The sequence below is a fragment of the Paenibacillus radicis (ex Xue et al. 2023) genome, from assembly GCF_024722015.1.
GTDB lineage: Bacteria > Bacillota > Bacilli > Paenibacillales > NBRC-103111 > Paenibacillus_S.
Genome location: NZ_JANQBD010000020.1, coordinates 1 through 23,808 on the forward strand (window position 1 = coordinate 1; position 23,808 = coordinate 23,808).

Annotated in this window: 25 protein-coding genes, 1 riboswitch and 1 other annotated feature; of the genes, 22 read left to right on the plus strand and 3 right to left on the minus strand. The window is 44.0% G+C overall.

Features of this window, described 5'->3' with window-relative positions; genetic code table 11:
- The first annotated feature begins 486 nt into the window (after window positions 1–486).
- The 19 genes from NV381_RS24740 (at window position 487) to NV381_RS24830 (ending at window position 18,394) form a co-directional block, all read left to right on the plus strand.
- A complete protein-coding gene (locus NV381_RS24740) occupies window positions 487–1,050 on the plus strand; it encodes a copper amine oxidase N-terminal domain-containing protein (RefSeq protein WP_258215974.1) in 564 nt (187 codons plus the stop codon).
- A gap of 115 nt (window positions 1,051–1,165) precedes the next feature.
- Window positions 1,166–1,330: riboswitch (FMN riboswitch) on the plus strand.
- Between the two features lie 244 nt (window positions 1,331–1,574).
- Window positions 1,575–2,687 (plus strand): bifunctional diaminohydroxyphosphoribosylaminopyrimidine deaminase/5-amino-6-(5-phosphoribosylamino)uracil reductase RibD, encoded by a 1,113-nt coding sequence (gene ribD / locus NV381_RS24745; RefSeq protein ID WP_258215975.1) that lies wholly within the window; start codon window positions 1,575–1,577, stop codon window positions 2,685–2,687.
- 3 nt (window positions 2,688–2,690) lie between these two features.
- Entirely contained in the window at window positions 2,691–3,353 is a 663-nt protein-coding gene (gene ribE / locus NV381_RS24750; protein ID WP_258215976.1) for a riboflavin synthase, read from the plus strand.
- Window positions 3,354–3,396: 43 nt separating this feature from the next.
- A complete protein-coding gene (locus NV381_RS24755) occupies window positions 3,397–4,611 on the plus strand; it encodes a bifunctional 3,4-dihydroxy-2-butanone-4-phosphate synthase/GTP cyclohydrolase II (RefSeq protein WP_258215977.1) in 1,215 nt (404 codons plus the stop codon).
- A 25-nt stretch (window positions 4,612–4,636) separates the two neighbouring features.
- The gene (ribE, locus tag NV381_RS24760; protein WP_258215978.1) at window positions 4,637–5,104 is read left to right on the plus strand and encodes a 6,7-dimethyl-8-ribityllumazine synthase; all 468 of its coding nucleotides are present in this window, start codon (window positions 4,637–4,639) and stop codon (window positions 5,102–5,104) included.
- Window positions 5,105–5,308: 204 nt separating this feature from the next.
- Window positions 5,309–6,073, plus strand: a complete 765-nt coding sequence (locus NV381_RS24765) for a segregation and condensation protein A (RefSeq protein WP_258216146.1) — start codon at window positions 5,309–5,311, stop codon at window positions 6,071–6,073.
- A complete protein-coding gene (gene scpB, locus NV381_RS24770; protein WP_258215979.1) occupies window positions 6,042–6,659 on the plus strand; it encodes an SMC-Scp complex subunit ScpB in 618 nt (205 codons plus the stop codon). The genes NV381_RS24765 and scpB overlap by 32 nt, the downstream gene beginning before the upstream one ends.
- Before the next feature lie 161 nt (window positions 6,660–6,820).
- Window positions 6,821–7,495, plus strand: a complete 675-nt coding sequence (locus NV381_RS24775; RefSeq protein ID WP_258215980.1) for a DUF2953 domain-containing protein — start codon at window positions 6,821–6,823, stop codon at window positions 7,493–7,495.
- Window positions 7,496–7,631: 136 nt separating this feature from the next.
- Window positions 7,632–8,117 carry a GerW family sporulation protein gene (ytfJ, locus tag NV381_RS24780; protein ID WP_258216147.1) on the plus strand — a complete coding sequence of 162 codons (486 nt, stop codon included), beginning with the start codon at window positions 7,632–7,634 and terminating at the stop codon, window positions 8,115–8,117.
- A gap of 187 nt (window positions 8,118–8,304) precedes the next feature.
- A complete protein-coding gene (locus NV381_RS24785) occupies window positions 8,305–9,477 on the plus strand; it encodes a D-alanyl-D-alanine carboxypeptidase family protein (RefSeq protein WP_258215981.1) in 1,173 nt (390 codons plus the stop codon).
- A gap of 32 nt (window positions 9,478–9,509) precedes the next feature.
- Window positions 9,510–10,133 carry a nucleoside recognition domain-containing protein gene (locus NV381_RS24790; protein ID WP_258215982.1) on the plus strand — a complete coding sequence of 208 codons (624 nt, stop codon included), beginning with the start codon at window positions 9,510–9,512 and terminating at the stop codon, window positions 10,131–10,133.
- A gap of 5 nt (window positions 10,134–10,138) precedes the next feature.
- Window positions 10,139–10,672: a spore maturation protein gene (locus NV381_RS24795; protein ID WP_308862235.1), complete on the plus strand. Its 534-nt coding sequence runs from the start codon at window positions 10,139–10,141 to the stop codon at window positions 10,670–10,672.
- 106 nt (window positions 10,673–10,778) lie between these two features.
- Complete coding sequence (locus NV381_RS24800) at window positions 10,779–11,120, plus strand: N-acetylmuramoyl-L-alanine amidase (RefSeq protein WP_258215984.1); 342 nt, start codon at window positions 10,779–10,781, stop codon at window positions 11,118–11,120.
- A 21-nt stretch (window positions 11,121–11,141) separates the two neighbouring features.
- Window positions 11,142–11,888, plus strand: coding sequence for a pseudouridine synthase (locus NV381_RS24805; protein WP_258215985.1), 747 nt, complete (start codon window positions 11,142–11,144; stop codon window positions 11,886–11,888).
- 67 nt (window positions 11,889–11,955) lie between these two features.
- Window positions 11,956–12,483 (plus strand): thiol-disulfide oxidoreductase ResA, encoded by a 528-nt coding sequence (resA, locus tag NV381_RS24810; RefSeq protein WP_258215986.1) that lies wholly within the window; start codon window positions 11,956–11,958, stop codon window positions 12,481–12,483.
- Between the two features lie 373 nt (window positions 12,484–12,856).
- Window positions 12,857–14,545, plus strand: coding sequence for a cytochrome c biogenesis protein ResB (gene resB / locus NV381_RS24815; protein ID WP_258215987.1), 1,689 nt, complete (start codon window positions 12,857–12,859; stop codon window positions 14,543–14,545).
- The gene (ccsA, locus tag NV381_RS24820) at window positions 14,545–15,792 is read left to right on the plus strand and encodes a cytochrome c biogenesis protein CcsA (RefSeq protein ID WP_258215988.1); all 1,248 of its coding nucleotides are present in this window, start codon (window positions 14,545–14,547) and stop codon (window positions 15,790–15,792) included. Before resB ends, ccsA begins: the two co-directional genes overlap by 1 nt.
- Window positions 15,793–15,816: 24 nt before the next feature.
- Complete coding sequence (locus NV381_RS24825; RefSeq protein ID WP_258215989.1) at window positions 15,817–16,533, plus strand: response regulator transcription factor; 717 nt, start codon at window positions 15,817–15,819, stop codon at window positions 16,531–16,533.
- 1 nt (window position 16,534) lies between these two features.
- Window positions 16,535–18,394, plus strand: coding sequence for an ATP-binding protein (locus NV381_RS24830; protein ID WP_258215990.1), 1,860 nt, complete (start codon window positions 16,535–16,537; stop codon window positions 18,392–18,394).
- Between the two features lie 99 nt (window positions 18,395–18,493).
- On the opposite strand, the gene serA is transcribed toward NV381_RS24830, so the two are convergent.
- Window positions 18,494–20,077, minus strand: a complete 1,584-nt coding sequence (gene serA / locus NV381_RS24835) for a phosphoglycerate dehydrogenase (protein WP_258215991.1) — start codon at window positions 20,075–20,077, stop codon at window positions 18,494–18,496.
- A gap of 70 nt (window positions 20,078–20,147) precedes the next feature.
- Window positions 20,148–20,413 (minus strand) — a binding site (T-box leader).
- 243 nt (window positions 20,414–20,656) lie between these two features.
- On the opposite strand from serA, the gene NV381_RS24840 reads away from it, so the two are divergent.
- On the plus strand, window positions 20,657–20,983 hold the full coding sequence (locus NV381_RS24840; protein ID WP_258215992.1) for a rhodanese-like domain-containing protein: 327 nt from the start codon (window positions 20,657–20,659) through the stop codon (window positions 20,981–20,983).
- Between the two features lie 69 nt (window positions 20,984–21,052).
- Here the strand turns inward: NV381_RS24840 and NV381_RS24845 are convergent, their stop codons facing one another.
- Window positions 21,053–21,970 carry a hypothetical protein gene (locus NV381_RS24845; protein WP_258215993.1) on the minus strand — a complete coding sequence of 306 codons (918 nt, stop codon included), beginning with the start codon at window positions 21,968–21,970 and terminating at the stop codon, window positions 21,053–21,055.
- 67 nt (window positions 21,971–22,037) lie between these two features.
- Here NV381_RS24845 and NV381_RS24850 point away from each other — a divergent pair, with 67 nt between their 5' ends.
- Together NV381_RS24850 and NV381_RS24855 are read left to right on the plus strand one after the other, a co-directional pair.
- Entirely contained in the window at window positions 22,038–22,631 is a 594-nt protein-coding gene (locus NV381_RS24850) for a CPBP family intramembrane glutamic endopeptidase (RefSeq protein ID WP_258215994.1), read from the plus strand.
- On the plus strand, window positions 22,631–22,852 hold the full coding sequence (locus NV381_RS24855; RefSeq protein WP_258215995.1) for a hypothetical protein: 222 nt from the start codon (window positions 22,631–22,633) through the stop codon (window positions 22,850–22,852). Before NV381_RS24850 ends, NV381_RS24855 begins: the two co-directional genes overlap by 1 nt.
- Window positions 22,853–22,887: 35 nt before the next feature.
- Here the strand turns inward: NV381_RS24855 and NV381_RS24860 are convergent, their stop codons facing one another.
- On the minus strand, window positions 22,888–23,802 hold the full coding sequence (locus NV381_RS24860) for a polysaccharide deacetylase family protein (RefSeq protein WP_258215996.1): 915 nt from the start codon (window positions 23,800–23,802) through the stop codon (window positions 22,888–22,890).
- Window positions 23,803–23,808: the final 6 nt, after the last annotated feature.

The window sequence follows — 23,808 nt, forward strand, 5'->3', positions numbered from 1 at the left end:
GAACCTGTTCGTCAGTCGACCTGTAATGGTGAAGTGAAGAGCCGTATGCGTTAATAGCGCACGTACGGATCTGTGAGGGGTAAGGGGCGCAATCCAAGAGAAGGAGAGGCCCCGCCTACTCGACTATTTGGAGCGAATGAGGAATAATATGCCCAAAACAGAGAGATAACGGAAGCCGTTGTTACGTTATCTCTCTGTTTTTTGTGCTTTCCACGCCATAGCGGAATGATTACTTCCGCTAATGCTTCGACTCATTATGGAAGAAGTAGTCGGCTGTAAATAAACGCATTTCGAAGTAAGGAAGTAAAGCATAGGACAAATAAAAACAAGAAGCTTATTGTTGGAATAAAGTGGAATGTCAGAAGTGGGACAAGCATAGGATGGTATTAGTTATATCCAAGACGGATACTTGAACGATTGAACAAGTAGTTCGAGTGCAGCATTATTGTCATGGGTATAATTAACTACCTGGAGGTGCGGAAGCCCATGAAAAACCGTTTAATTCGCAGCTTATTAGTCCTGATATTATTCATTTCATTTCCTCCGCTTGCACTTGCTAATTCTCCGGCGAGTTCTTCGAATGAATCTTCTGTTCCAAGTAACTCCGCGAAGCAGAAGAAGACGTACGAAGTCAAATTTCCAAGCTTTAAGATTATGATCAACAACATACATTTGAATAATGGAATATTGAGATACCCTGTTTTAATATATGAAGGTGTAACTTATTTCCCTATGACATGGGGATTTACACAAGCCCTTGGGTTAGATGTGCGTTGGGATTCCGAGAAAGGCTTCGCTATTAATAAAAGCAATCAAGCGCCCAAAAAGCTTGCCAATGAAGTGGCCATCATTTCGGCTAGACATTTGTATGCCAAACTGCCGGACTTCTCAATTCGTGTGAACAACAATGAAATTGATAATGACAAAGAGGAATACCCGATTTTAGTTTTTAACGACGTCACTTATTTTCCGATGACCTGGCGATTTGCTGTAGAGGAACTGGGGTTGAAAATAAGCCTCGAAAACAATAAATTTAGCATATCCAAATAAATAAATATATTAACTAATTAAAAGTGAGGATAATTTCCTTGCTTTTTTTTTGAGTTAATGATAATATTTCTAATCAATTGGGGTATTTTGAATATTCAGATACCTACAGCAAGATGATTTCCTTCGGGGCGGGGTGAAATTCCCCACCGGCGGTGATATGAAGCGTTTAATCGCGCTTTGTTCAGTCCGTGACCCGTTCTGCAGCTTATTGCGAGCAGCAGACGGTGGACTTGGTGAAATTCCGAGACCGACAGTATAGTCTGGATGGGAGAAGGAAAACGGGAACGGTTTTATTTTGTCATGGCTTATATTGTGACCAGCCTTGGTTTTTCAATTAACAGTCTCAACGACTGTTTACTTTGTGCTGTCATTATTTTTTAGCTATGCCAAATGGACTATTTGTTCTGCGTTTTTACGAATGCCTATCAAACACAAGCCCCTTTTCTCAGGAAAAGTGGGCTTTTTTGTTGCAAAAAGTGTACAAAGCGACCGTGACATTGAAATTCGGGGGAGGGAGTTGAATTTTGCAGCTTTTGAATGATGAATACTACATGCGGTTAGCCATACAGCTTGCAGCAGGCGCAACAGGTCAAACCGGCATAAACCCGGTAGTCGGTTGCGTGCTGGTGAAAGAAGGCCGCATCATTGGAATGGGAGCTCATCTGAAACGTGGAACTCCCCATGCTGAAATTCATGCTCTACAGATGGCTGGGGCGGAAGCAGAGGGCAGCACGGCCTACGTCACATTGGAGCCCTGCAGCCACTATGGCCAAACGCCGCCATGCAGCGATCGGTTGATTCAGGAAAAGGTTAAACGGGTAGTCGTCGGCTGCAGCGATCCCAATCCTCTAGTAGCGGGAACAGGCATTGCCAAGCTCAGAAATCATGGTATTCAAGTGGATGTTGGCTTGCTGGAGACTGAAGCCCGACAGTTGAACGAAGTCTTCAATAAGTTCATTATAACGCGTCGGCCATTTGTAACGTTGAAAACGGCCAGTACACTGGATGGCAAGATCGCTTCGCGCACAGGTGATAGTAAATGGATTACGAATGCAGAATCCAGAAGTTATGTGCATACATTGCGCCACCGGCATCAATCGATTATGGTCGGGATCGGAACTGTGCTAAGCGATGATCCGCTGTTAACGACCCGATTGGAAGTGCCGGGATTGCACCCGATTCGCGTGATAGTAGATTCAGGCTTGCGTCTGCCGCTGGATGCCAAAGTTGTCGTGGACCGCTCGATTGAAACCATTGTGCTTACTACAGAGGAAGCAGCGGCAACCAAACGGGATGAGCTGGAAGCTGCCGGTGTAACCGTGTTGGCTTGCGGCGCCGGACCAAAGGTTGATCTGGCCAAAGCAATGGAATTGCTGGGTGAAAGAGAAATTTCATCCATTTTACTTGAAGGCGGTGGACAGCTCAATGGGTCCATGCTGGAGCTTGGCTTGATTGACAAGTTGCTGATGTTCTTTGCACCCAAAATTGTCGGAGGCGGCAATCAAGCTCCTGATAATTTTCAATTCTCCGGTTTCGAATCCATGAAGGATGCTATCCAACTGGAGCGGACTCAGGTGCAGCAGTTTGGGGAAGATATTTGTATTGCCGGTTATCCGCTTTATAGGAACGAGGTGTAGGGAATGTTTACAGGTATTATTGAAGAGATCGGCACCATGCGCAGGATAACGAAGCAGGGACAAGCGATGGTTTTGACGGTCGGGGCGAAACGGATATTGGAGGATGTACATCTAGGGGACAGCATATCGGTGAATGGCGTTTGTTTAACTGTTATCCAGTTCGATGAAACTTCAATAACAGTCGACGTGATGCCGGAAACATTCCGCAGAACAACGCTCCAAAAGCTTCATGTAGGCGATCAAGTCAATTTGGAGCGCGCGATGGCTTCGGGGGGCCGTTTTGGCGGTCACATCGTTCAAGGGCATGTTGATTCTACAGGGATCATTACAGGCCGTGTCCCAGAGGAGAACGCTGTTGTGTTTCAAATTGAGCCGGAGGACACAGAAGTACTTAGATATATGATTCCACACGGCTCCATTACAATAGACGGGATTAGCTTGACATTAGTGCAAGTAACGGAGCAGCGGTTCACGGTATCGATAATACCTCATACTTTGGCACAAACGGTTTTACAGACGAAGCAGCCAGGAGATCAAGTTAATCTTGAGGCAGATGTTCTCGGTAAATATATTGAAAAGCTGTTGAATTCCCGCGGCGGTAGCGGACCGGTAAAAAAGCAAAGCACTTTAACCGAAGCTTTTCTGGCGGACAATGGATTTATTTAATCGAATAGAGAGTAAAAGAGATAAGGAAAGGCAGGGAGTGGAAATGACGGAACCTATCCAATTTCATACGATTGAAGAAGCCATTTATGATTTGATCCTGGGTAAAATTATCATCGTTGTCGACGATGAAGATCGCGAGAATGAAGGGGACTTTATCGCATTAGCGGATAAAGCAACTCCGGAGGTCATTAACTTTATGATCAAGGAAGGCCGTGGACTTGTCTGCGTACCCATTACGGAGGAACGTGCCCAGGAGCTGGAGCTTCCCCCGATGGTGGCAAGAAACACAGATTATCATGGCACCGCGTTTACAGTTTCCGTGGATCACAGTGATACGACAACTGGCATCTCCGCATCGGAGCGTTCCATGACAGTTAAAGCTTTGATCGATCCATCTACGAAGGCTCATAATTTTCGGCGTCCCGGTCACATATTTCCATTGATCGCCAAAAAAGGCGGTGTGCTGCGGAGAACCGGGCATACAGAGGCTGCGGTAGATCTGGCCCGGATGTGCGGCTCATACCCGGCTGCTGTTATTTGCGAGGTCATTAAAGAGGACGGGGAAATGGCTCGTGTTCCTGAGCTGCTTGAGTTCAGCCGCAAGCATGAGATGAAAATCATTACGATTCGGGATCTTATTCAATACCGCAATCTGAAAGAAAAACTAATTCAGCGTGAGGTTGAAGTAAAGCTTCCCACGGACTACGGTGACTATAATGCGGTAGCTTATACGAACGCATTGGATTCTAAAGAGCATGTTGCATTGGTCAAAGGCAAAATTGACGGATCGGTTCCTACGTTGGTTCGGGTGCATTCCGAATGCTTGACCGGTGATGTATTTCATTCCCATCGTTGTGACTGCGGGCCACAGTTAAATGCAGCGCTGAAGCAGATTGACGAAGCAGGTTCAGGTGTGCTGCTATACATGCGGCAAGAGGGTCGCGGTATCGGCTTGATTAACAAATTGAAGGCCTACGTGCTTCAGGAACAAGGTTTAGACACGGTTGACGCGAATATTAAGCTGGGCTTTGCCCCTGATTTGCGGGAATACGGTATTGGCGCTCAAATTCTAAAAGATTTAGGAGTTTCCCAAATCCGTCTGCTTACCAACAATCCGCGGAAGATTAAAGGGTTGGAGGGTTATGGTTTAGAAGTAGTGGAGCGTGTTCCCATTCAGATGGAAGAAAACGAGTCCAACTCCAATTATTTGCATACGAAGCAAGAAAAATTAGGCCATTTGCTTGATTTTCAAATATAAAAAATCGGAAGGATGTTGAACAAACATGGCAAAAGTATACGAGGGACATTTAATATCAGTAGGACTGAAATACGGAATCGTTGTTGGAAGATTTAATGAATTCATCACCAGCAAGCTGCTGGGCGGGGCTTTGGACGCGTTGAAGCGTCACGGAGCTACTGAGGATGAGGTAGAAGTGGCTTGGGTTCCCGGCGCATTTGAAATCGCGTTAATAGCACAAAAAATGGCTGAAAGCGGCAAATATGATGCAGTCATCACATTAGGTGCCGTAATTCGTGGTTCAACTCCACATTTCGATTATGTATGCAGTGAAGCAGCAAAAGGGGTGGCAGCTATCAATCTAAAGACTGGCGTGCCTACTATTTTTGGAGTGTTGACTACAGATTCCATCGAGCAAGCGGTAGAGCGAGCAGGCACTAAGGCCGGTAATAAGGGCTGGGAAGCAGCTGTAACTGCAATTGAAATGGCAAATTTGACAAAACAACTATCTTAATTTAGCTTTTTCCTATAAAATCAGTATAATAGAGTAAACTACACATGCTGAGTTTCCTTATGGAAGCTCAGCATTGCTTGCGAAAGAACCATTTATTATGTATGCCAAAGGATATTTAAATAATTATTGCTTACGAAGATAGCTTTCATCTGGAAAGCTTTTAGGGGGAAAATCTAGTTGGATAAAGTTACATACAAACTGGATATGTTTGAGGGCCCCCTCGATTTGCTGCTGCATCTTATAGATAAATCTGAGGTAGACATATATAACATCCCTATCAAGGAAATTACAGATCAATATATGGCTTATATAGGAGATATGCAGGAGCTGGAGCTTGAAGTAACGAGTGAATTTCTTGTTATGGCAGCAACGCTTTTGTCTATTAAAAGCAAGATGTTATTGCCGAAGCCGCCTATTATTGAGTTTGATTATGATGATGATTATATGCTCGATGAGGACTATGATCCGCGAGCTGAGCTCGTGGCCAAGCTGATTGAGTATCGTAAATATAAAGCGATAGCCGACCATTTAAGAGATAAAGAGCTGGAGCGAAGCCTCATCTATACCCGTGAGCCTGAGGATTTGACCCCTTACATCCCTCATATAATTGAGAATCCGGTCAAGGGTCTGAATGTTGCAGATTTGGTATATGCTTTTCAAAAGGCACTTCGGAGAATGACAAGCCGGAACATGATTGCCAAAATCCGCAAGGATGAGATATCTGTTAAGGATCGGATGAAGGAAGTTGTGTTATGGCTTGAGCAAGCTGGCGGCAAGCTGCTGTTCTCTAAATTAATTGACGAGGACATGTCCCGTGAAGGGATTGTTACAACATTTTTAGCGCTGCTTGAATTGATGAAGATAAAGGCTGTTGTATGCTACCAGCATCGATTATTTGAGGAAATTGTGATTCAGGCAAGAGAGGATGGGACAGCAAATGGATTCACGGCAGATGAAATCAGTTATTGAGGGCCTTCTGTTTGTAGCGGGTGATGAAGGTCTCGATGTCAAACATTTAGCCGAGGTGCTTGAGCAAAATACTGATTTCATCAGGGGGCTCGTATTGGATCTGAAAGCTGATTTGCGCCGCGGTAAGCGAGGGCTGCAAATCGTGGAGCTTGCAGGAACTTTTCAATTAACAACCTTGCCGGCACATGCTCCTTTTTTTGAGCGGCTAGCGTATTCCCCATCCCGCACTTCATTATCACAGGCAGCGTTAGAGACATTGGCAATTGTTGCTTATAAGCAGCCTATCACCAGAGTAGAAATTGAGGAAATCCGAGGGGTTAAAGCCGATCGTGCCTTGCAGACACTGGTGGCCAAAGATTTAATTCATGAGGTGGATCGCGCAGATGCTCCAGGCCGTCCTATTTTGTATGGGACAACTAAATCATTTCTCGATTATTTTGCTTTGGCCAGTATTGCAGAGCTCCCGGAATCATCGCTATTCCATAATGAAGATAATTTAGAGGAAGAAACCAGGCTTTTATTCGATAAGCTCGGAAGTGAGGACACTACACAAATTACCTTCGAGGATGTATCTGACACGGAATAAGCAGGCATACAACAGGTATAAACAGGCAGAACGGCCTGATTGTAACAGCGAATGTTTTGCCAATACAGGGCTATACTAACTCCTAAATGAGAAGAAGCAGCGCTTCTTGCATTGGGAGTTTTTCTTTTTCCCATGAAGGCTGCGGGAGTGGAGGGTTAATCATGGTTTGGCCCTGGATTGCAGGAGTAGCTGTTGTATTATTGGTCATGTTAATTTCAAGTAATGTGAAGTTTAGTCTTACATTGATGCGAAAAAAAGATGATGATGAAATTGTTTTCGATGTCCGAGCTGTATTTGGCTTAGTGAAGAAACGAATCACAGTCCCTGTTATTGTTTTTAAAGGCTTTTCTGAAGGAGTAGGTATCAAGGCGGAATACGTGGATAAAGCCCAGGAGCATGTAGTTTCCGATACAGAGAAAAAAATTACAAAAAAAACAATTAAAGAAGCTTTTGATGCAATGCGCGATCTTCTGAGTCATTGCTTTCAATTTCACCAGTGGCTTCTAAATACATTGGGACATATTCATTGTACACGAGTAGTTTGGAAAACGTCTGTGGGAGTTGGCGACGCTGCTGAAACTGCATTAACGACAGGTATGGTATGGGGATTAAAAACTTCACTGCTAGGATTTGTGTTTCGGTTCATTAAACTGGATACCCGACCGGAACTTAGGGTTGAACCAAAATTCAACGAGGTGAAGTTTTCAACTGAGGTACTGTGCCTGGCCCGAATTCGTTTGTATTATATTATGTTGGCCGGATTTCATTTGCTCGTTCGGATTATAAAGGTCAAGGATGGTTGGAGAACATGGCAGCGTGTACTGTTTAAGGCATAAGTCAGGGCGCTAGCCGGATCGTGCATTGTGATTTTTTGACAACAGGAATTCGAGAATATGCCGCATCCTTGCAGGGAATTCTAACAAATGCTTAAAAGAACTTTTTTATAAAAAGATGAAGGAGGACGATATGACGATGACAGAACATCCGATACAAGGGTTAATGAAGACGGCCATGGAAAACATCAAAGAGATGGTGGACGTTAACACAATTGTAGGTGACCCTGTGGAAACCCCTGACGGAAGTGTAATTATGCCGATATCGAAGGTAGGCTTTGGATTTGCGGCTGGAGGTAGTGAATTTAGCGCTGAGGAAAACAGTACGAGCCACAATGACGCGGCAAATGCCAAAGTATCTCTCCCATTTGGTGGAGGTAGCGGAGGTGGGGTATCGATTACTCCGATTGCATTCCTCGTGGTAAGTAAATTAGGTGTCAAAATTGTACCGCTTGATAATCAGACACATCTGCTGGAGCGCTTGATCGATTCGGCACCGACTGTAGTGGACAGGATTCAGAGCATGATGAAAGGCAATACAGCCAATGGGATGAATACCGGTACAGGAACAAGCAATGGGACATCCGTAACTAATAATATCGAAAATCAGAACTTTATCGTCTAGCTTAAAGCTTTTGTATCATAATATAAAACAAAATTATGGCCCTGCGAGGAACTAAGTTCTTTGGCGGGGTTCTTTTTGTTTGGACATAACTGTTGTGGATAAGCATATATATGTACAAGATATAGGTCTGCAAGTCGTTGCTTGCGAAGTAAACTTTGCTCGAGCCAAAGTTCTTAGGAGGATCCAGATGAAAAGAATGGTTATGCTGTTAATTGCTTTGACGCTGCTTAGTTCTGTAATTTATTTGCCTGTAAGCGTACAAGCTGCTCCCTCAATTTCTACACATGCAGAAGCCGCGGCCTTGATAGATGTGCGTTCCGGGAGATTGCTGTACAGCACTCAGGGTGATAAATCCATGCGTATTGCCAGCTTAACTAAAATCATGACGGCGATCGTTGCAATCGAGCATGGCAATCTATCGAGTACCGCTACTATAAGTAAAAATGCATTTGGCAAAGAAGGCTCCTCTATTTATTTGAGATTGAATGAAGAAATGAGCCTGCAGCATCTGCTTTATGGAATGATGCTGCGTTCAGGCAACGATGCAGCAACTGCGATTGCCGAGCATGTGGGAGGCACATTGGATGGATTTGTCTATCTGATGAATGAGAAGGCCAGAATGATCGGCATGGAGCATTCCAGCTTTAAAAACCCTTCCGGTCTGGATCAGGAAAACCACTATTCCACTGCAAACGATATGGCCAAGCTGACAGCCTACGCATTGCGAAATCCGGTATTTCAAGAGATCGTGAAGACGAAGGTGAAAAAAGCACCCAACCCCAATGAAGCCTGGGATTACACATGGATGAATAAAAATAAGATGCTTAACCTGTATGAAGGCGCAGATGGAGTCAAGACGGGCTATACAAAGCTGTCTAAACGATGCCTCGTATCCTCTGCTACACGTAATGGACAACAATTGGCTGTCGTTACTCTTAACGATTCAGATGACTGGGCTGACCATTCCAAGCTGTTGGACTATGGCTTTAAGAACTATCCTTTACAAACTTATGTTCAAAAAGGAGATGCCATCCAAGGTACGGAATATGTGGCAGGAGCCAGCTTCGCTTACCCTGTTCTTGATGGGGAGAAAGCGCAAGTTACATCGAAATTAGATTTCAATGGTCAGGATTCGATATATTTTCGGATGGGAGAATTAGGAAAACAACAGTTTTTGTTAAACGGCAAATCGATTGGCAGCGTGCCTATATATATGAAAGATAGCCCAAGACTGAAGCTTAAAGACAGCAGCGCATTTTCGTTTACGGAAACGGGAATAGGCGAAGTGTCAGTTATGGATAGATGGTTATTTAATTTGCATTTTTTAGTGAGAGTCTTGTTTATGGGAAATACCGATTGACAGCCAAATCGGGGAGGGAGTGGCGATAACTCATGGTGAATGTAATTTGGTTATTTTTCATCGTTGCCGGCTTTATTGTCGCTGCAGCGCAGGGTAAGATAGAGTTGGTTACGCAGGCCACCTTTGACGGGGCCAAAAGCGGGGTAACCGTTTGCTTTGGTCTTATCAGCATCATGGTTTTTTGGCTTGGCATTATGCGTATCGCTGAGGATGCCGGTATGCTGCGAGTGCTGTCTGCGTTGCTTCGACCGGCTGTGCGCTTCTTATTTCCTAGTGTGCCCAAGGATCATCCGGCTTTGGGATATATCATGTCCAATATGGGAGCCAATATTTTGGGGCTTGGAAATGCAGCCACTCCGATGGGCATTAAGGCGATGCAGGAGCTGCAAACATTGAATTCCAATAAGGATATTGCCAGTCCGGCAATGTGCACGCTTCTTGCGCTCAACACTGCTAGCATTACGCTTATCCCAACTACATTAATTGCCATTCGTATGAATTATAACTCCGTTAACCCAGCTGAAATTGTTGGGACTACCTTGCTTGCAACGATTGTTTCGACTGTTGCTGCTATTCTTGTGGACAAATGGTACAGACGGAAATATTTAATGCTGCAGGGCCAATCCTCCAAGCATAATCCAAAAGGGAAAGGATGATTCCCTTGTACTCAATCGTGAATTTAATTTCGGCGTGGGCCATTCCTGTTATCATTGTTTTTATTCCGTTATATGCAGTGTATCGTAAAGTACCGGTCTATGAATCGTTTGTTGATGGTGCGAAGGAGGGCTTTGACACAGCAATCCGCATTATCCCTCATCTTGTCGGGATGATGGTGGCAATCAGTGTATTTCGTGCATCAGGAGCTATGGAGCTGATGCTTGGGTGGTCGAGGCCCTTCTTCGAGATGATTGGAATACCAAGTGAAGTGCTGCCTTTAGCGATCTTGCGTCCAATTACGGGGGCAGGGTCGCTCGCGTTCACTACCGATTTGCTGCAGCAATTTGGTCCGGATTCCATGGTAGGTCGTATCGCTTCGACAATTCAGGGCAGTACAGATACAACCTTATATGTGATCACTGTTTACTTTGGGGCTATCGGTATTCGTAAAGCAAGTTATGCTCTTAAGGTAGGATTAATTTCGGATATTGTTGGTTTTGTGGCCTCTATACTTATTTGTTATTTAGTTTTTGCCTAGAACCCTCGCTTTTCTCCGCACATATACTGTACCAGCTAACGCATTAGAAGTGATAACCGGCTTCAAGCTGCAATGGAAGCTATGGTTGCACATAGGAGTGAGCTGCGTGCAGTTTTTTGGAATTGTCATTCACCATTCAATTTGTCCCTCCATCAATGGAAAAGGGTATGATTTTTTTATCACCCGCAATGGATCGATCATCCCTTCTTCCGAACAAACAGACCCTTTGTATATTCATATTTGCCTGGAAGGTGATTTCTCCGATCACCGTCATCCTTTTTCATTAGAAGAAAAAGAGCAATTTTTTTTGTTGAATAAATTGGTTTTAAGATTGGCGGATACGTTCAAGTTCCAGCATGATGACATTTTCCCTCATACTATATCTTGCCCGGGCGCATTCTTTCCTTGGTCGCAGCTTGTGATTTCGTCTGAGGATAGGTATCATTAGGGTTGAGGTGAATAGAGACCAATGGAACGATTACAAAAAGTATTGGCAGAAGCGGGAGTTGCCTCCCGGAGAAAATGTGAGGAATTAATTACTGCAGGCCGTGTTATGGTCAATGGCGAAGTGGTCACAACCTTGGGCGTGAAAGTAAGCGCCAACCAGGATGTGATCCATGTGGACGGACGAGCCATCCGGCAGCAGAAAAAGGTATATGTGCTCTTTCATAAGCCAAAGGGAGTTATTACAAGTGCTTCGGATCCAGGCGGACGCAAAATTGTCACAGACTTTATTAAGGATATCCCTGAGCGGATATACCCGGTCGGCCGGCTGGATTATGACACAGAAGGGCTTCTGCTGTTAACTAATGACGGCGAGTTTGCCAATCTGTTGACACATCCGAAGCACCATGTCCCTCGTACATATCATGCTACTGTAAAAGGTGTGCCTCATGGATCACTTTTGGACAAGCTGCGCAGCGGGATTGAGCTGGAGGACGGTATGACTGCTCCTGCAGAGGTTGATTATCATGACATCAATCCGGAAAGTAAAGAAACTATCGTCTCCATAACCATTTATGAGGGTCGAAACAGACAGGTTCGCCGGATGTTCGATGCGATCCAATTTCCCGTCACCAGGCTTCGACGCGTTATGTTTGGGCCGTTGGCTCTGACAGGTGTCGGGCGCGGCAGATATCGCCATTTAACAACACATGAAATCAAAGAACTGACAGACAACGCGCTCAAGACACATAATATTCAAAAAGGGAAATAAGCACGGACTGTAATTTTCGATATAATAGGTGTTAGGTTCGATAAGCAAAGGTTTGAGGTGTAAACCAATGGGAAAAAATAAACGATGGGTGCAGCTGATTATTTTTTCTGCTGTTCTTTTGATTGGGGCGTTAACGTTAATCAATAATTTGTATGCTAAGGACAAGAAACCTGTAGAAGGCAGCAAGGCTCCGGATTTCACGCTTGTTGGGTTGGATGGCAAGAAGCATCAGCTGTCTGATTATAAAGGGAAGACGGTAATGATCAACTTCTGGGGTACTTTCTGTCCTCCTTGTAAAGATGAAATGCCGGCGATCCAGCATCAGTTTGATAAACGAAACGCTCAGAAGGTGGAATTTTTTGGTTTGAATTTGGGGGAAAGCAAGATTACCGTCCAAAATTTCATTGATCAATACAAAATTACTTTTCCTATCTTGCTGGATGATAACGAGGAAACGCGCAAGCGCTACGGTGTTATGAATTACCCCACGACCTTTTTTGTTGGCCCCGACGGTAAAATCGCCAAGATTTGGATCGGCGAAATGACAGAAGCCTTCATTGAGCAAACCGTTGCTTCCATCTCAGCTTCCAAGTAACTTCTGTATCGGTCCTGAAGACAAATAAGGTTGAACGCCGGGGATTATTTAAATCCTGCTTAAATTCTGGCTTTTCTTTTGTTTTCTCTTGTTCTACACAAGCGACGCAAACGACCCGGGGGAGTTTGCTTATCTTACTACTAAATAACGACTAGAGTTATTTGTCTCGGTGGTTTGCTTCAGTGGAGTAAAAGAGAGCAGCCGGAGAGTTTACGCGCCGCCTTTGAAAGAGTGTTCCTACAACGTAGTTCTTTTCCGAATCAGGGAACACTCTTTCAACAGCGGCCGCAGGCGCTCTCTTTTACGCAACGCTGCACAGCTAATAAGCTGCAACGCTGAACTAACTCACAAATATTCTTTATGGAGGACCACCATGATTCAAAACACAAAATGCGAATGCGGACACCAGAATCATGTAGGTACCGTTCTTTGCGAATCCTGTGGCAAGCCCTTGTATGAGGTCAAGGGAGAAGCTCCACTTGAAATGCGCTACGATGGGGTGGCCAGACGGTCACAGAAGGAAAATCCAAACCTTCTGGATAAAGTATGGAACTTTTTTTCCTCTGTAAAGATCGCTATTTATCTGATTATTATTACACTCATAGGATCATCGCTGGGTACGATATATCCTCAGGAAAGCACCTTTCTCAATTTTGATGCTTCTACCTACTACAAGGACACCTATGGAACATTTGGAGAAATTTATTATTTATTAGGTTTATCGCACACTTTCGAATCATGGTGGTTTATTGGCCTCCTTTTTATGATTGGGACGTCGCTTGTCGTGTGTAGCTTGGATCGTGTACTGCCGCTTTACCGTGCACTCAATAAGCAGCAGATTCGCAAACATCTGGACTTTATTTTACGGCAAAAGGTATCTTACGAAGGACCGTTTAACAATAAAAAACCGGCTTCCGCTGAGGACTCTAAGGCAGAGGAATTGGAATGGGTAGATCAAGCCGCTGTGCTGCTTAAAAAACAGAATTACCGTGTACACAAGGATGGAACCGCATTACTTGCGGAGAAATACAGGTTTAGCCGCTGGGGTCCATACATCAATCACATTGGCCTCATTATTTTTCTCATGGCTGTGTTGATGAGAGGTATTCCAGGCTGGCATATGGATCAACATATTGCATTTCCTGAGGGTCAAGCTGTCAAAATTACGGACACACCTTATTATTTGAAAAATGAAAAATTTACACTTGAATATTATAGCGAGCAGGAAATGTCTGAAGGTTTCCGCGAGAAGCAGCAGGCTGTTCCCAAAGTGTATGAGACCAAAGCCGTCTTGTATGAATGCACGGCTGATTGCAATGATTCCGGGAAAGAGCCGCAGCTCAAGGAAGTGTACCGACAAGATATTATCGTCAATACGCCGCTTCAATATAAAGGTTTTATGGCCTATCAATTCGATTATAAGGAATCACCGATGCTGATTTCAGTGAAGCCGACTCTCAAAAATAAAAAAACAGGCGAAGCTTACGGAAGTATTGATCTTTCCATGTCGAGACCGGCTGAAAGCTATAAAGCTGGTGCTTATACTTTGACATTGAAAGCTTATTTCCCTGATTTTGGGTTGGATTCCAAGGGCATGCCGATGACTAACTCGAATGAACCGAAAATGCCTGCCTTTATTTTTTCTATAACAGGACCTGATTTGCTGCCGCAAGGCGAGCCTTATCTTTATTTCCCAAGACAGATAGATAAGGAAGCATTTCAGCAGGATAAAATCAATGGAGCCATGGCCGACAAGCTGGAGTTATCTGTAAATTCAATGACCGATGTTAAATTTTCCGAATATATCAGTTATTTAAACATACGTATTGACCGGGCTATGCCGTTCGTTTGGGTTGGAGCTACGATTTCAATGATTGGCTTAATTATGGGCTTTTATTGGCATCATAGACGGATTTGGCTTCGTATTGATAATGGAAAATTAGCGTTGGGTGCGCATACAAGCAAAAACTGGTTTGGGGTCCGTAAGGAAGTAGCACAATTTCTTCATAAGTCAGGTATAGATGTAGATCCTAAATCGTTGGAAGCAGGAGTGGTGAAATAGTGGACAGCAGTCTGTTTTTGTTAATCGCGTTTATTGTGTACAATGCTGCATTCTTGAGCTTTGTTATCGCAATTCTCGGCAAAAAGTGGAATCAGAATGATCCTGAGGCACACATAAAGAAATGGGGAAATGTTTCAATAGGATTGACTATTGTCGGCTTCCTTGGCCATGTTTCTTTTTTCTTCTTGCGTTGGGCGGAAGGCGGGCATATTCCAATCAGCAATATGTATGAATTTATGACCTTCCTCGGCATGATGATTATGTTTGCTTTTATCATTGTTTATTTTCTGTACCGTGCTCCGGTGCTTGGTGCTTTTGCACTTCCCGTTGGCATTATCATTATCGCCTATGCTTCGGTATTTCCTAAAGAAATTCAACCATTGATTCCCGCCTTGCAAAGCTATTGGCTCAAAATCCACGTGACTACTGCTGCGACAGGCGAAGCCTTCTTTGCCGTAGGTTTTGCGGCCGGACTTATGTACTTGCTGCGCAGTGTTAATTTCAAAAGCAAGGAAGCTGCAGATCGTAAAGAGCAGCGTGGGGTTGAGTTCACGTTATTTTTCCTGGTTATGATCATCGCGTTCGTTGTATCTATATTCGGATTCAATGCATCAGGCTATCATGCCAAGTTTGCGAACGATGTTACATACACCGATAAAGAGGGTATTGAACGTACTATAAAGCAGCCAGTAGATTATGTGCTGCCACCGATCTTTAAGCCATACCAAGGGGAGCAATTGGATATGAAACCGTTCCTCGGTATGACAGAAGCCCCATTCGAAGCTCCATCATGGATGAAGGGAGCGAATGCAGGACGGAAGCTGAATACGGTTGTATGGTCTGTTCTTGCGGGCTTGATCTTGTATGGTTTGCTTCGGATTGTTGTCCGTAAACCGTTGGGTACAGCGCTAAGTCCGATGCTCCATGGTATTGATGGAGAGGATATCGATGAGATCAGCTATCGGGCGATCGCCATTGGTTATCCCATTTTCACACTGGGAGCATTGATATTCGCTATGATATGGGCTGCTGAAGCCTGGGGACGCTTCTGGGGATGGGATCCCAAAGAAGTATGGGCATTAATTACATGGTTGTACTATGCCGCCTATTTACATTTGCGTTTATCCAAAGGCTGGCAGGGGAAGAAGTCTGCGTGGCTTGCGGTTATTGGGTTTATGGTTGTAATGTTTACATTAATCGGCGTTAACCTTGTTATTGCCGGACTACATTCTTACTCGGGCGTATAATTTATTGAGAAAGGGCTGATATCCATGCAAGAAGCGAAAATGACAATATTGGTAGTCGATGATGAAGAGAGAATTCGCCGATTACTGCGGATGTATTTGGAAAAGGAAAATTTTATTATCGAAGAGGCGGAAGATGGCGAGACAGCTCTGAAATATGCATTGGAAGTTGACTATGATTTGATACTTCTTGATGTCATGCTGCCTGGTATCGATGGCAATGAGGTGTGTGCAAGATTGCGTCAGGTAAAGTCTACGCCGGTTATCATGCTAACAGCTAAAGGTGAAGAGACGAACCGTGTCCAAGGCTTTGAAATGGGTGCTGATGACTACGTTGTGAAGCCTTTTAGCCCGCGTGAGGTGATTTATCGGGTCAAAGCGATTTTGCGCAGATCATCCGTTACGGCTTACTTGTCCAAGGAAGTTAACACCAGCAACAATATCGTGTTCCCGAACCTTGTAATTGAGCATGACGCTCACCGTGTAAGTGCCGGTGGACAAGAAGTGGCTCTAACTCCTAAAGAATATGAGCTGCTGCATTATTTGGCTGTTTCTCCGGATAAAGTGTTTTCCCGTGAGGAGCTATTAAAGGACGTTTGGAATTACGAGTTTTTTGGGGATCTACGTACCGTTGATACTCATGTTAAAAGGCTGAGAGAGAAGTTGAATAAGGTATCTCCGGATGCTGCATCCATGATTACAACTGTGTGGGGTGTAGGTTACAAGCTAGAGGTGCCTAAGTAAAGTGTTTATTTTAAAAAGCGTAGTAGGAAAGCTATGGCTGACCATTATTGGATTGGTTGCTGTAATATTGGTTGTATTAGGTTTATTTCTTAGTCAATATATCGAAACGTCCTTTCCAAAGTCACAGGATCAAACGGAAAACTTGCATAGGCTTGCTGCCAAAGTTGCAAGCGGCATTTCAAGTCATATGGAAGAAGATCGTTATATAAACCTGGTCAATGATTTATTGAGCGCACAGGAAGCGAATGTATTTATTATTAATACCGATTTAAAGCAATTGAATACTTTTCACGATAATGGCAATTTGAATGATTTGCATTATGATGATTTTTTTACCAAGCAATCGCTTCAAGCTGTGTTCGCCGGTGAGTCGATAGATAACCAGGTTGCTGGAACATCAGGGGGGAAGAAGCAGTATACGAATAGCCAATATTCAGCTGTTGCAGTTCCGTTAAAGGATAGCGCTCAGCAAAATATTATCGGCGCGGCTATAGTGTATCAATCCACTCAATCGGTGGAGGTTACACAAGCGTATGTAAAGCGAGTATTTGCTTATGTTGGGGTTATCGGTTTTCTGATGACCACCTTCTTTACCTTCTTTCTCTCTACGAAAATTACTCAGCCTCTGTTGCGCCTTAAGAAAGCGGCGGATTTAATTTCACATGGTGAATACGGTACAAGAGTTCCGATAGCATCTACCGATGAAATTGGAGAGCTCGGCAAAACCTTTAACCGCATGGGTGAGGAGTTATCGGATACAATTAAGGCCTTAAGTCATGAAAAAGAGCATCTGTCGAGCGTGCTGAGAAGTATGACGGACGCAGTAGTGACTTTTGATGCGGATGGGAATGTTATTCTTACCAATCCGCAAGGGTATAAGATTATTACGGAGTGGAACGAGATTCAATGGAATGATGATTTGAAGAACGAGGGCTCTGTCATTTCATCTTTGGAAGTGCAGGATGGAAAAATACCTGAACCGATGAAGATGCTGTTTGATGACGTGATTAGCGGGGCTCACGAGATATCTTCCAAGCTCCATGTCCAGAACGAAGTTTGGTCCGTTGTAATGGCGCCTCTGTATTCGAGAGATGCTGTACGTGGCGTCGTAGCTGTGCTTCGTGATGTTACGGAGGAGTTTAGGCTGGATAAGCTGCGCAAGGATTTCGTGGCTAATGTATCCCACGAGCTGCGCACGCCTTTATCGATGCTCCAAGGATACAGTGAGGCACTGCTCGATGATATCGCAGCAACGCCTGAAGAGCGCCAGGAGCTTGCTCAGGTTATTCATGATGAGTCTTTGCGGATGGGAAGGCTAGTGAGAGATTTGTTGGACCTTGCCCGTATGGAAACAGGCAATCTGGAGCTTCATTTCAGACCGATGGATGTAGGAAGCTTTATGAAACGAATCCACCGAAAGTTTGCCGTGCTCTCCAAGGACCAGAATATTTCTTTAACCTGCGAGCTTCCGGAACAGGAACTTATTTTGCATGAAGTAGATGAAGACAGGCTGGAGCAGGTAATGACGAACTTGATGGATAATGCTTTTCGGCACACTCCTCAAGATGCGGCAATTGGAATGCGTGCAGATACCATTCAGTATAAAGGTGAGAAAGCGGTTCTTATTGAAATAAGCGACGAAGGCTATGGAATAGCTGCAAGTGATTTGCCGTACATCTTTGAACGATTCTATAAGGCTGACAAGGCTCGTACAAGGGGCACTTCAGGAGGGACAGGTTTAGGACTGTCTATTGTTCGCAACATTGTGGAGGCACATCAGGGAGCTGTACAGGTTAAAAGCACTGTAGGTCAAGGAACGACATTTTCCGTAATTCTTCCTCTGAAAGACGCTAAAATTTAAAAGAGAGCCTCCGATTCTAGGATCAGAGGCTCTCTTTTTGTTGAAATGTACGACTTTATCTTGTTGTTCGTGAAACAATTAGGTTAACTTAGCCAACTACTAAAGGGAAAGCTCGCTTACGTGAGTTAGATCAGGAAGTTGAACCAATTGGCCTAGAACTTCTTTTGGAGTCTGCTTATCTGTTGTTAGTACCATAATAGCGGAACCGCCAATCACTTTACGGCCTACCTGCATGGTCGCGATGTTGACATCGTTGCTTCCAAGCAATGTTCCAACTCTACCGATGATACCTGGTTTGTCATTATGTGAGATAAGAAGAAGATTTCCGTTTGGTGCGATATCTACAGGATATTGATCAATTTGTACGATACGCTCGCCATAACCGCTGAGTAGAGTACCTGCAACTATATGTTCTTCATTTTTGGTTTTAAGTGTAACAGACAGCAAATTAGTAAATGTTTTGCTTGCTGCTGACTTTTGAATAACGACGTTAACGCCACGTGACTTGGCTAGGTGCATCGCATTAACGATATTCACACCCTCTAATTGGTTGGACAAGATACCTCTGACAATATAGCGGGTAAGTGGAGTAGTGTCCACATCTGCCAAATCGCCGGCATAACTTACAACGATTTCTTTAACAGCACCTTCTGTTGTTTGTCCAATGAATTGACCCAGCTTTTCGCCAAGCGAGAAGTAAGGCTGAAGCTGATTCAAAACGGTTGCCGGAACCGGAGGCATGTTAACCGCATTTTTGAAGGGCTCATCACGCAAGATGTGAAGCACTTCCTCAGATACATCAATAGCCACGTTCTCTTGAGCTTCGACAGTTGAAGCGCCCAAGTGAGGGGTTACAATGATCTTTGGATTGTTCAAGAACGGATGGTTTGCTTGCGGAGGCTCTTGTTCATATACGTCAAAAGCAGCTCCTGCGACAATACCGGACTCAATCGCTTCAACCAATGCCAGCTCATCAATGATGCCGCCGCGGGCGCAGTTGATAATTCTTACGCCTTTTCTCATTAATTCGAATTGAGGACGCGCGATAATGTGTCGGGTTTCGTTCGTAAGTGGTGTGTGGACAGTTATGAAATCGGCTTGAGCTGCTATTTCATTAACAGTACCCAGCTTCACGCCAAGTTTCTCTGCGCGCTCTTCAGTGAGGAACGGGTCATATCCGATGACTTCCATCCCGAATACTTTTGCACGTCTGGCTACCTCGCTGCCGATTCGGCCCATACCGAGAATTCCCAATACTTTATTGCGAAGCTCTACGCCTACGAATGTTTTACGATCCCATTCGCCTTCAACTGTTTTTTTGTAAGCTTGAGGAATGGAACGAGCAACAGCCATCATCATCGCGAATGTTAATTCGCAAGTTGCGATTGTATTGCCGTCAGGAGCGTTAATAACAACGATACCACGCTGAGTAGCGGCTTCCAGGTTGATGTTGTCGACTCCTACACCTGCACGGCCAACTACTTTAAGCTTAGGAGCTGCGGCCATAATACGTTCAGTTACCTTCGTTTGACTGCGTACCATCATCGCATCGTAATCAGCAATGATTGCAACCAGTTCATCCTCAGAGAGACCTGCTTTCTTATCCACTGTTACATCAGCTGCGTCATTCAGCAGTTGGATTCCCAAATCGCTGATGCCATCCATAACCAACACTTTATACATTCTCACTGACCTCCAATTCATATTAAACACAAACACAAAAAAACTCCTCATCCCCATACGATTACCGTATACAAGGGACGAAGAGTAACTTTCGTGGTACCACCCTAATTCGCTGCAAGCTCGCACCTGCAACCTTATGGGTCTTTGTTAAAGACCCGGAAATATAACGGTTTCTACCCGGCTGTACCTATAGGAAACAGGTATTCCAATGAATGTCCCTGTACTTTCAGTTCAGCAACTCTGGAGTGCTCTGTGTAAACAATAATGTCCGATTCGCACCTGTCATCGGCTCTCTGCGCATTACTGGGTTTACACTTTCTCCGTCAATGTTTTGTTACAAATGAAATTTTCATAAGCGTAACATGACCTGGAAGGTCGTGTCAATAGATGAAGAATGTTGTCACAGCTTATTCAAAACCTAATTAATAATAGCAGTGTGAACTTAATAAATGCAGATTAACTTGACTAAGAACACTACCATATTTTATGGCAAACTGGGCAGAAAAGCAATGGTTTTGGGTTGATCTAATGTGAATTTTCGTTTATTCTTCAATCAACACAGTTAGAGGAGTGATGGATATGGACTCATTTGAAATGATTTCACCAAGAGAATTTACCGGAATACTTAATCGGGGTGAGCTTGAAGATGCTTTAGTCATAGATGTACGTGAACGAATGGAATGGGAATATTATCACCTCGAAGAGTCCATATTAATACCCATGAATACGATCCCCGGTAATTTGGATCAGCTGCCGAGAGATCGTAAACTATATATCATTTGTGCCCATGGCGTCCGCAGCGCGAATGTCTGCTATTTTTTACAAGAGCAAGGGTATGAGGATGTAATTAATGTGGAGGGTGGCATGGCAGCGGTTGCGATGCTCAGAGGGTTCCAGTACGATTAAGGCTTTCGTGTACAAATGAAAAGCCATCGTTTCGGGAACAAGGCTCCTTCACGATGGCTTTATTTTGGGTTAGTTCTGACTTGAGAAGAAAGGCAGCTGTGGAAGTACTTCATTAGGATAAAACTTCGCTTTATTACGGATAAAATCGCCGGTACGTACAGCTTCCGTTGCCAGAAGCACGCCGATAACTTGATGAACCTCGTTGAGATTCATTTTCTTGGCTTGCCCGGAAAATATAATTTCATCGATACGAACAGATAAGTCCTGTGGGGTAAAGGTTGTGAAGGATTTACCTGTAGCAAGCGATTGTGCTATGTAATCATTCTTCACGTTCAGACTCAAGGTGCTCCAATCCGCAAGGGGGAGCGGTTTATTCACATCGACCTTTTTTAGCTGAGGGTTGTCGGTTTCGTTCCATTTGATGATCGATTCATAGTAGTTTTTTTGTGAGTTCAGTGAAAATTGCTTGGCCTCGGATAAATATACATCCTTATCCATTAGCGTAACCAGGTCAGCTCCAGGCATTCCGTTCGCTCTCGCGGTTAGAGTGTTTAAGGCTTCATGAAAGAGCTTGAGGCTCTTTGCATAATTTTGTTGGGCTTCTTGGAGCAGTGGAGATGAGTCCGGCATTGCTTTATTGCTTAATTCATCGTATTTCTCTTTAGCCATTTTACTTAATTCTTTTAATATAAGGGCCCCGTCCGCAGATCGGTTTTGTTCCAATTCGTTGATTTTCTCAAACCATTTCTTATGAAATTCCCTGTATGGCTGATAAATGGTATGATAGTAGGACACCAAATATTGTTGATGATAAGCAGAGTATCCATTAGCTGCTTCATTTTTTTTGAAGAGCAGGTCCTCATACTTAGTTGTAGCTCGTTCTTGTCCCATTCTGAGGCCGAAGAAGAAGGTGCCAAGAGCAAGCACAAGCATAAAGATAAACATGATGGCAAATAAGTAATCGGTACGTGACAGCCGCTTATTCATGACCCTAGCTCCTTATCTTAAATTCTATTGATAGTATAGGTGATATTGTCGAAAAAGGGAATAATTGATGAAAAAATTTAATTTCAAGCCGTTTAAGTTTCAAAAAGTGGATATTCAATCTTTAAATGATAAAATGCTTTTGATCAACTTATACATTACGCAGCTTGCCGTATTTGTGATAGCATGTATTGTTATGCTTTTTCAAAAGCCCTCGCTAGGAGCCATGTTATCGCTTGAGAAGGGGATTTATATTCCTATCTGGGGTATTGCTTTTGCCGCGGCGGTGCTGCTTGTCGATATTCTTGTATCGAGATGGGTCCCGGCAGAAGTTATGGATGACGGCGGTATTAATGAGATGATTTTTAAAAATCGTCCATTATGGCATATTGCCTTATTGTCGTTAATTGTCGCTATTTGCGAGGAATGGCTTTTCCGCGGTGCTATTCAAGCCTCCTGGGGTCCCTACTGGACCAGCATTTTGTTTGCTGCCATTCACATTCGCTACTTGCAGCATTGGATTATGACCGGCTTGGTTTTTAGCATTAGCTACGGCCTGGGGTGGATTTATATTCAGACAGGCTCCTTGTGGACACCGATTATTGCGCATTTTGTTATTGACTTTATTATGGGTTGCATCATTCGTTACAGGAGAGAAGATTAATGTTTTCCAATTCAAAACATAATTTGGATAATCAAACAAACGACATAAAAAAAGAATCGTTAGAAGAGGATGATACTTTTCTTCCTCCGCGAAATGCGGTTCATCCAACTGAGAAAGAAAAATGGCTCCGTATTTTCTACCGATCTTTATTATGGTTATTTATAATGCTGGTTGCAGGATTGTTAGTGTGGGGCTGGCGCAAGGTGAAAGGGGAAGCCTGAAATTAGCTTCCCTTGAATGCTAGCTCTTTGGGATATTAAGGGGTTATTTCAATGAGGCCTGGGTCTACAAAGCCGTACTGCTTTTCCTCCAATTGAGTGAGCATGCTGTCCAAAGCTTTCTCTGTCCAAGGAAGCTCATGCATTAATATGTTGCTGCCTCCTCGTAGCTGCTCCATAACATTGCTGATCACCTTATTGGGATCATTTTTCTTAACTGACATTTCCCAGTCCAAAGAACCATTGGACCATGTCATATAAAGCATGTTTTCTTGTTTTACTTTGGCTCGCAGCTCATCACTACCAGACCCAAATGGCGGGCGGAAAAACTGGGGTGCGCTTCCTGTTAGCTCCTTCACAATGGCCTGCACATCTTCGACCTGCTGAGCTATCTTCTCCTTGCCTTCCTTCTTTAAATCGATGTGGTCCCATGAGTGATTTCCAATCGTTTGGCCACGCTCCTTAATTAGCTTGAGCAGCTCGGGCTTTTGTTTTACCAAATAACCGTTGACGAAGAAAATAGCTTTGGCTTTATGTTTATCCAGAGTGTTTAAAATGCCTTCCAATACTTCTTTATTGCGCGGACCGTCATCAAACGTGAGCAATACAACCTTTTTATCAGTTGTTGCAGGATCGATTGGAACTATGTCATAAGATTTAGGATTCATTTTGTAAAGTTTGGTTGCCGGTTGAGGTGCAGTTGTCGGTTGATTAGAGTCTTTGCCAGCCGAAGGAGGCTGTGAATCAACTGGAGGCTTTACAGGGGCCGTTTCCGTTAGTTTTTCCGGCAATGATTTCTGATCCGGACTTTGTGGCGTATTAGTTGATCCTTGGACTTGTGGCGATGCAGGTGCAGGTTGCTGGGATGCTGCAGGAGTGCCTGGATTATTCGAGCAGGCCGTTGAGGTCAGTATCAGCATCGCGGCTAACAGTGTTGTAAGCTTCATATTCATTATAAG

Excerpts from the sequence above, each read along its gene's own strand:
- NV381_RS24805 (WP_258215985.1), top strand. The coding sequence starts at position 11,142 with ATGGAACGATTACAAAAAGTATTGGCAGAAGCGGGAGTTGCCTCCCGG.
- ribE (WP_258215978.1), top strand. The coding sequence starts at position 4,637 with ATGGCAAAAGTATACGAGGGACATTTAATATCAGTAGGACTGAAATAC.
- NV381_RS24825 (WP_258215989.1), top strand. The coding sequence starts at position 15,817 with ATGCAAGAAGCGAAAATGACAATATTGGTAGTCGATGATGAAGAGAGA.
- NV381_RS24755 (WP_258215977.1), top strand. The coding sequence starts at position 3,397 with ATGACGGAACCTATCCAATTTCATACGATTGAAGAAGCCATTTATGAT.
- scpB (WP_258215979.1), top strand. The coding sequence starts at position 6,042 with ATGGATTCACGGCAGATGAAATCAGTTATTGAGGGCCTTCTGTTTGTA.
- NV381_RS24790 (WP_258215982.1), top strand. The coding sequence starts at position 9,510 with ATGGTGAATGTAATTTGGTTATTTTTCATCGTTGCCGGCTTTATTGTC.
- serA (WP_258215991.1), bottom strand. The coding sequence starts at position 20,077 with ATGTATAAAGTGTTGGTTATGGATGGCATCAGCGATTTGGGAATCCAA.
- resB (WP_258215987.1), top strand. The coding sequence starts at position 12,857 with ATGATTCAAAACACAAAATGCGAATGCGGACACCAGAATCATGTAGGT.
- NV381_RS24785 (WP_258215981.1), top strand. The coding sequence starts at position 8,305 with ATGAAAAGAATGGTTATGCTGTTAATTGCTTTGACGCTGCTTAGTTCT.
- NV381_RS24860 (WP_258215996.1), bottom strand. The coding sequence starts at position 23,802 with ATGAATATGAAGCTTACAACACTGTTAGCCGCGATGCTGATACTGACC.
- NV381_RS24765 (WP_258216146.1), top strand. The coding sequence starts at position 5,309 with ATGTTTGAGGGCCCCCTCGATTTGCTGCTGCATCTTATAGATAAATCT.
- resA (WP_258215986.1), top strand. The coding sequence starts at position 11,956 with ATGGGAAAAAATAAACGATGGGTGCAGCTGATTATTTTTTCTGCTGTT.
- ytfJ (WP_258216147.1), top strand. The coding sequence starts at position 7,632 with ATGACAGAACATCCGATACAAGGGTTAATGAAGACGGCCATGGAAAAC.
- NV381_RS24850 (WP_258215994.1), top strand. The coding sequence starts at position 22,038 with ATGAAAAAATTTAATTTCAAGCCGTTTAAGTTTCAAAAAGTGGATATT.
- NV381_RS24840 (WP_258215992.1), top strand. The coding sequence starts at position 20,657 with ATGGACTCATTTGAAATGATTTCACCAAGAGAATTTACCGGAATACTT.
- NV381_RS24775 (WP_258215980.1), top strand. The coding sequence starts at position 6,821 with ATGGTTTGGCCCTGGATTGCAGGAGTAGCTGTTGTATTATTGGTCATG.
- NV381_RS24845 (WP_258215993.1), bottom strand. The coding sequence starts at position 21,970 with ATGAATAAGCGGCTGTCACGTACCGATTACTTATTTGCCATCATGTTT.
- NV381_RS24740 (WP_258215974.1), top strand. The coding sequence starts at position 487 with ATGAAAAACCGTTTAATTCGCAGCTTATTAGTCCTGATATTATTCATT.
- ribE (WP_258215976.1), top strand. The coding sequence starts at position 2,691 with ATGTTTACAGGTATTATTGAAGAGATCGGCACCATGCGCAGGATAACG.
- NV381_RS24855 (WP_258215995.1), top strand. The coding sequence starts at position 22,631 with ATGTTTTCCAATTCAAAACATAATTTGGATAATCAAACAAACGACATA.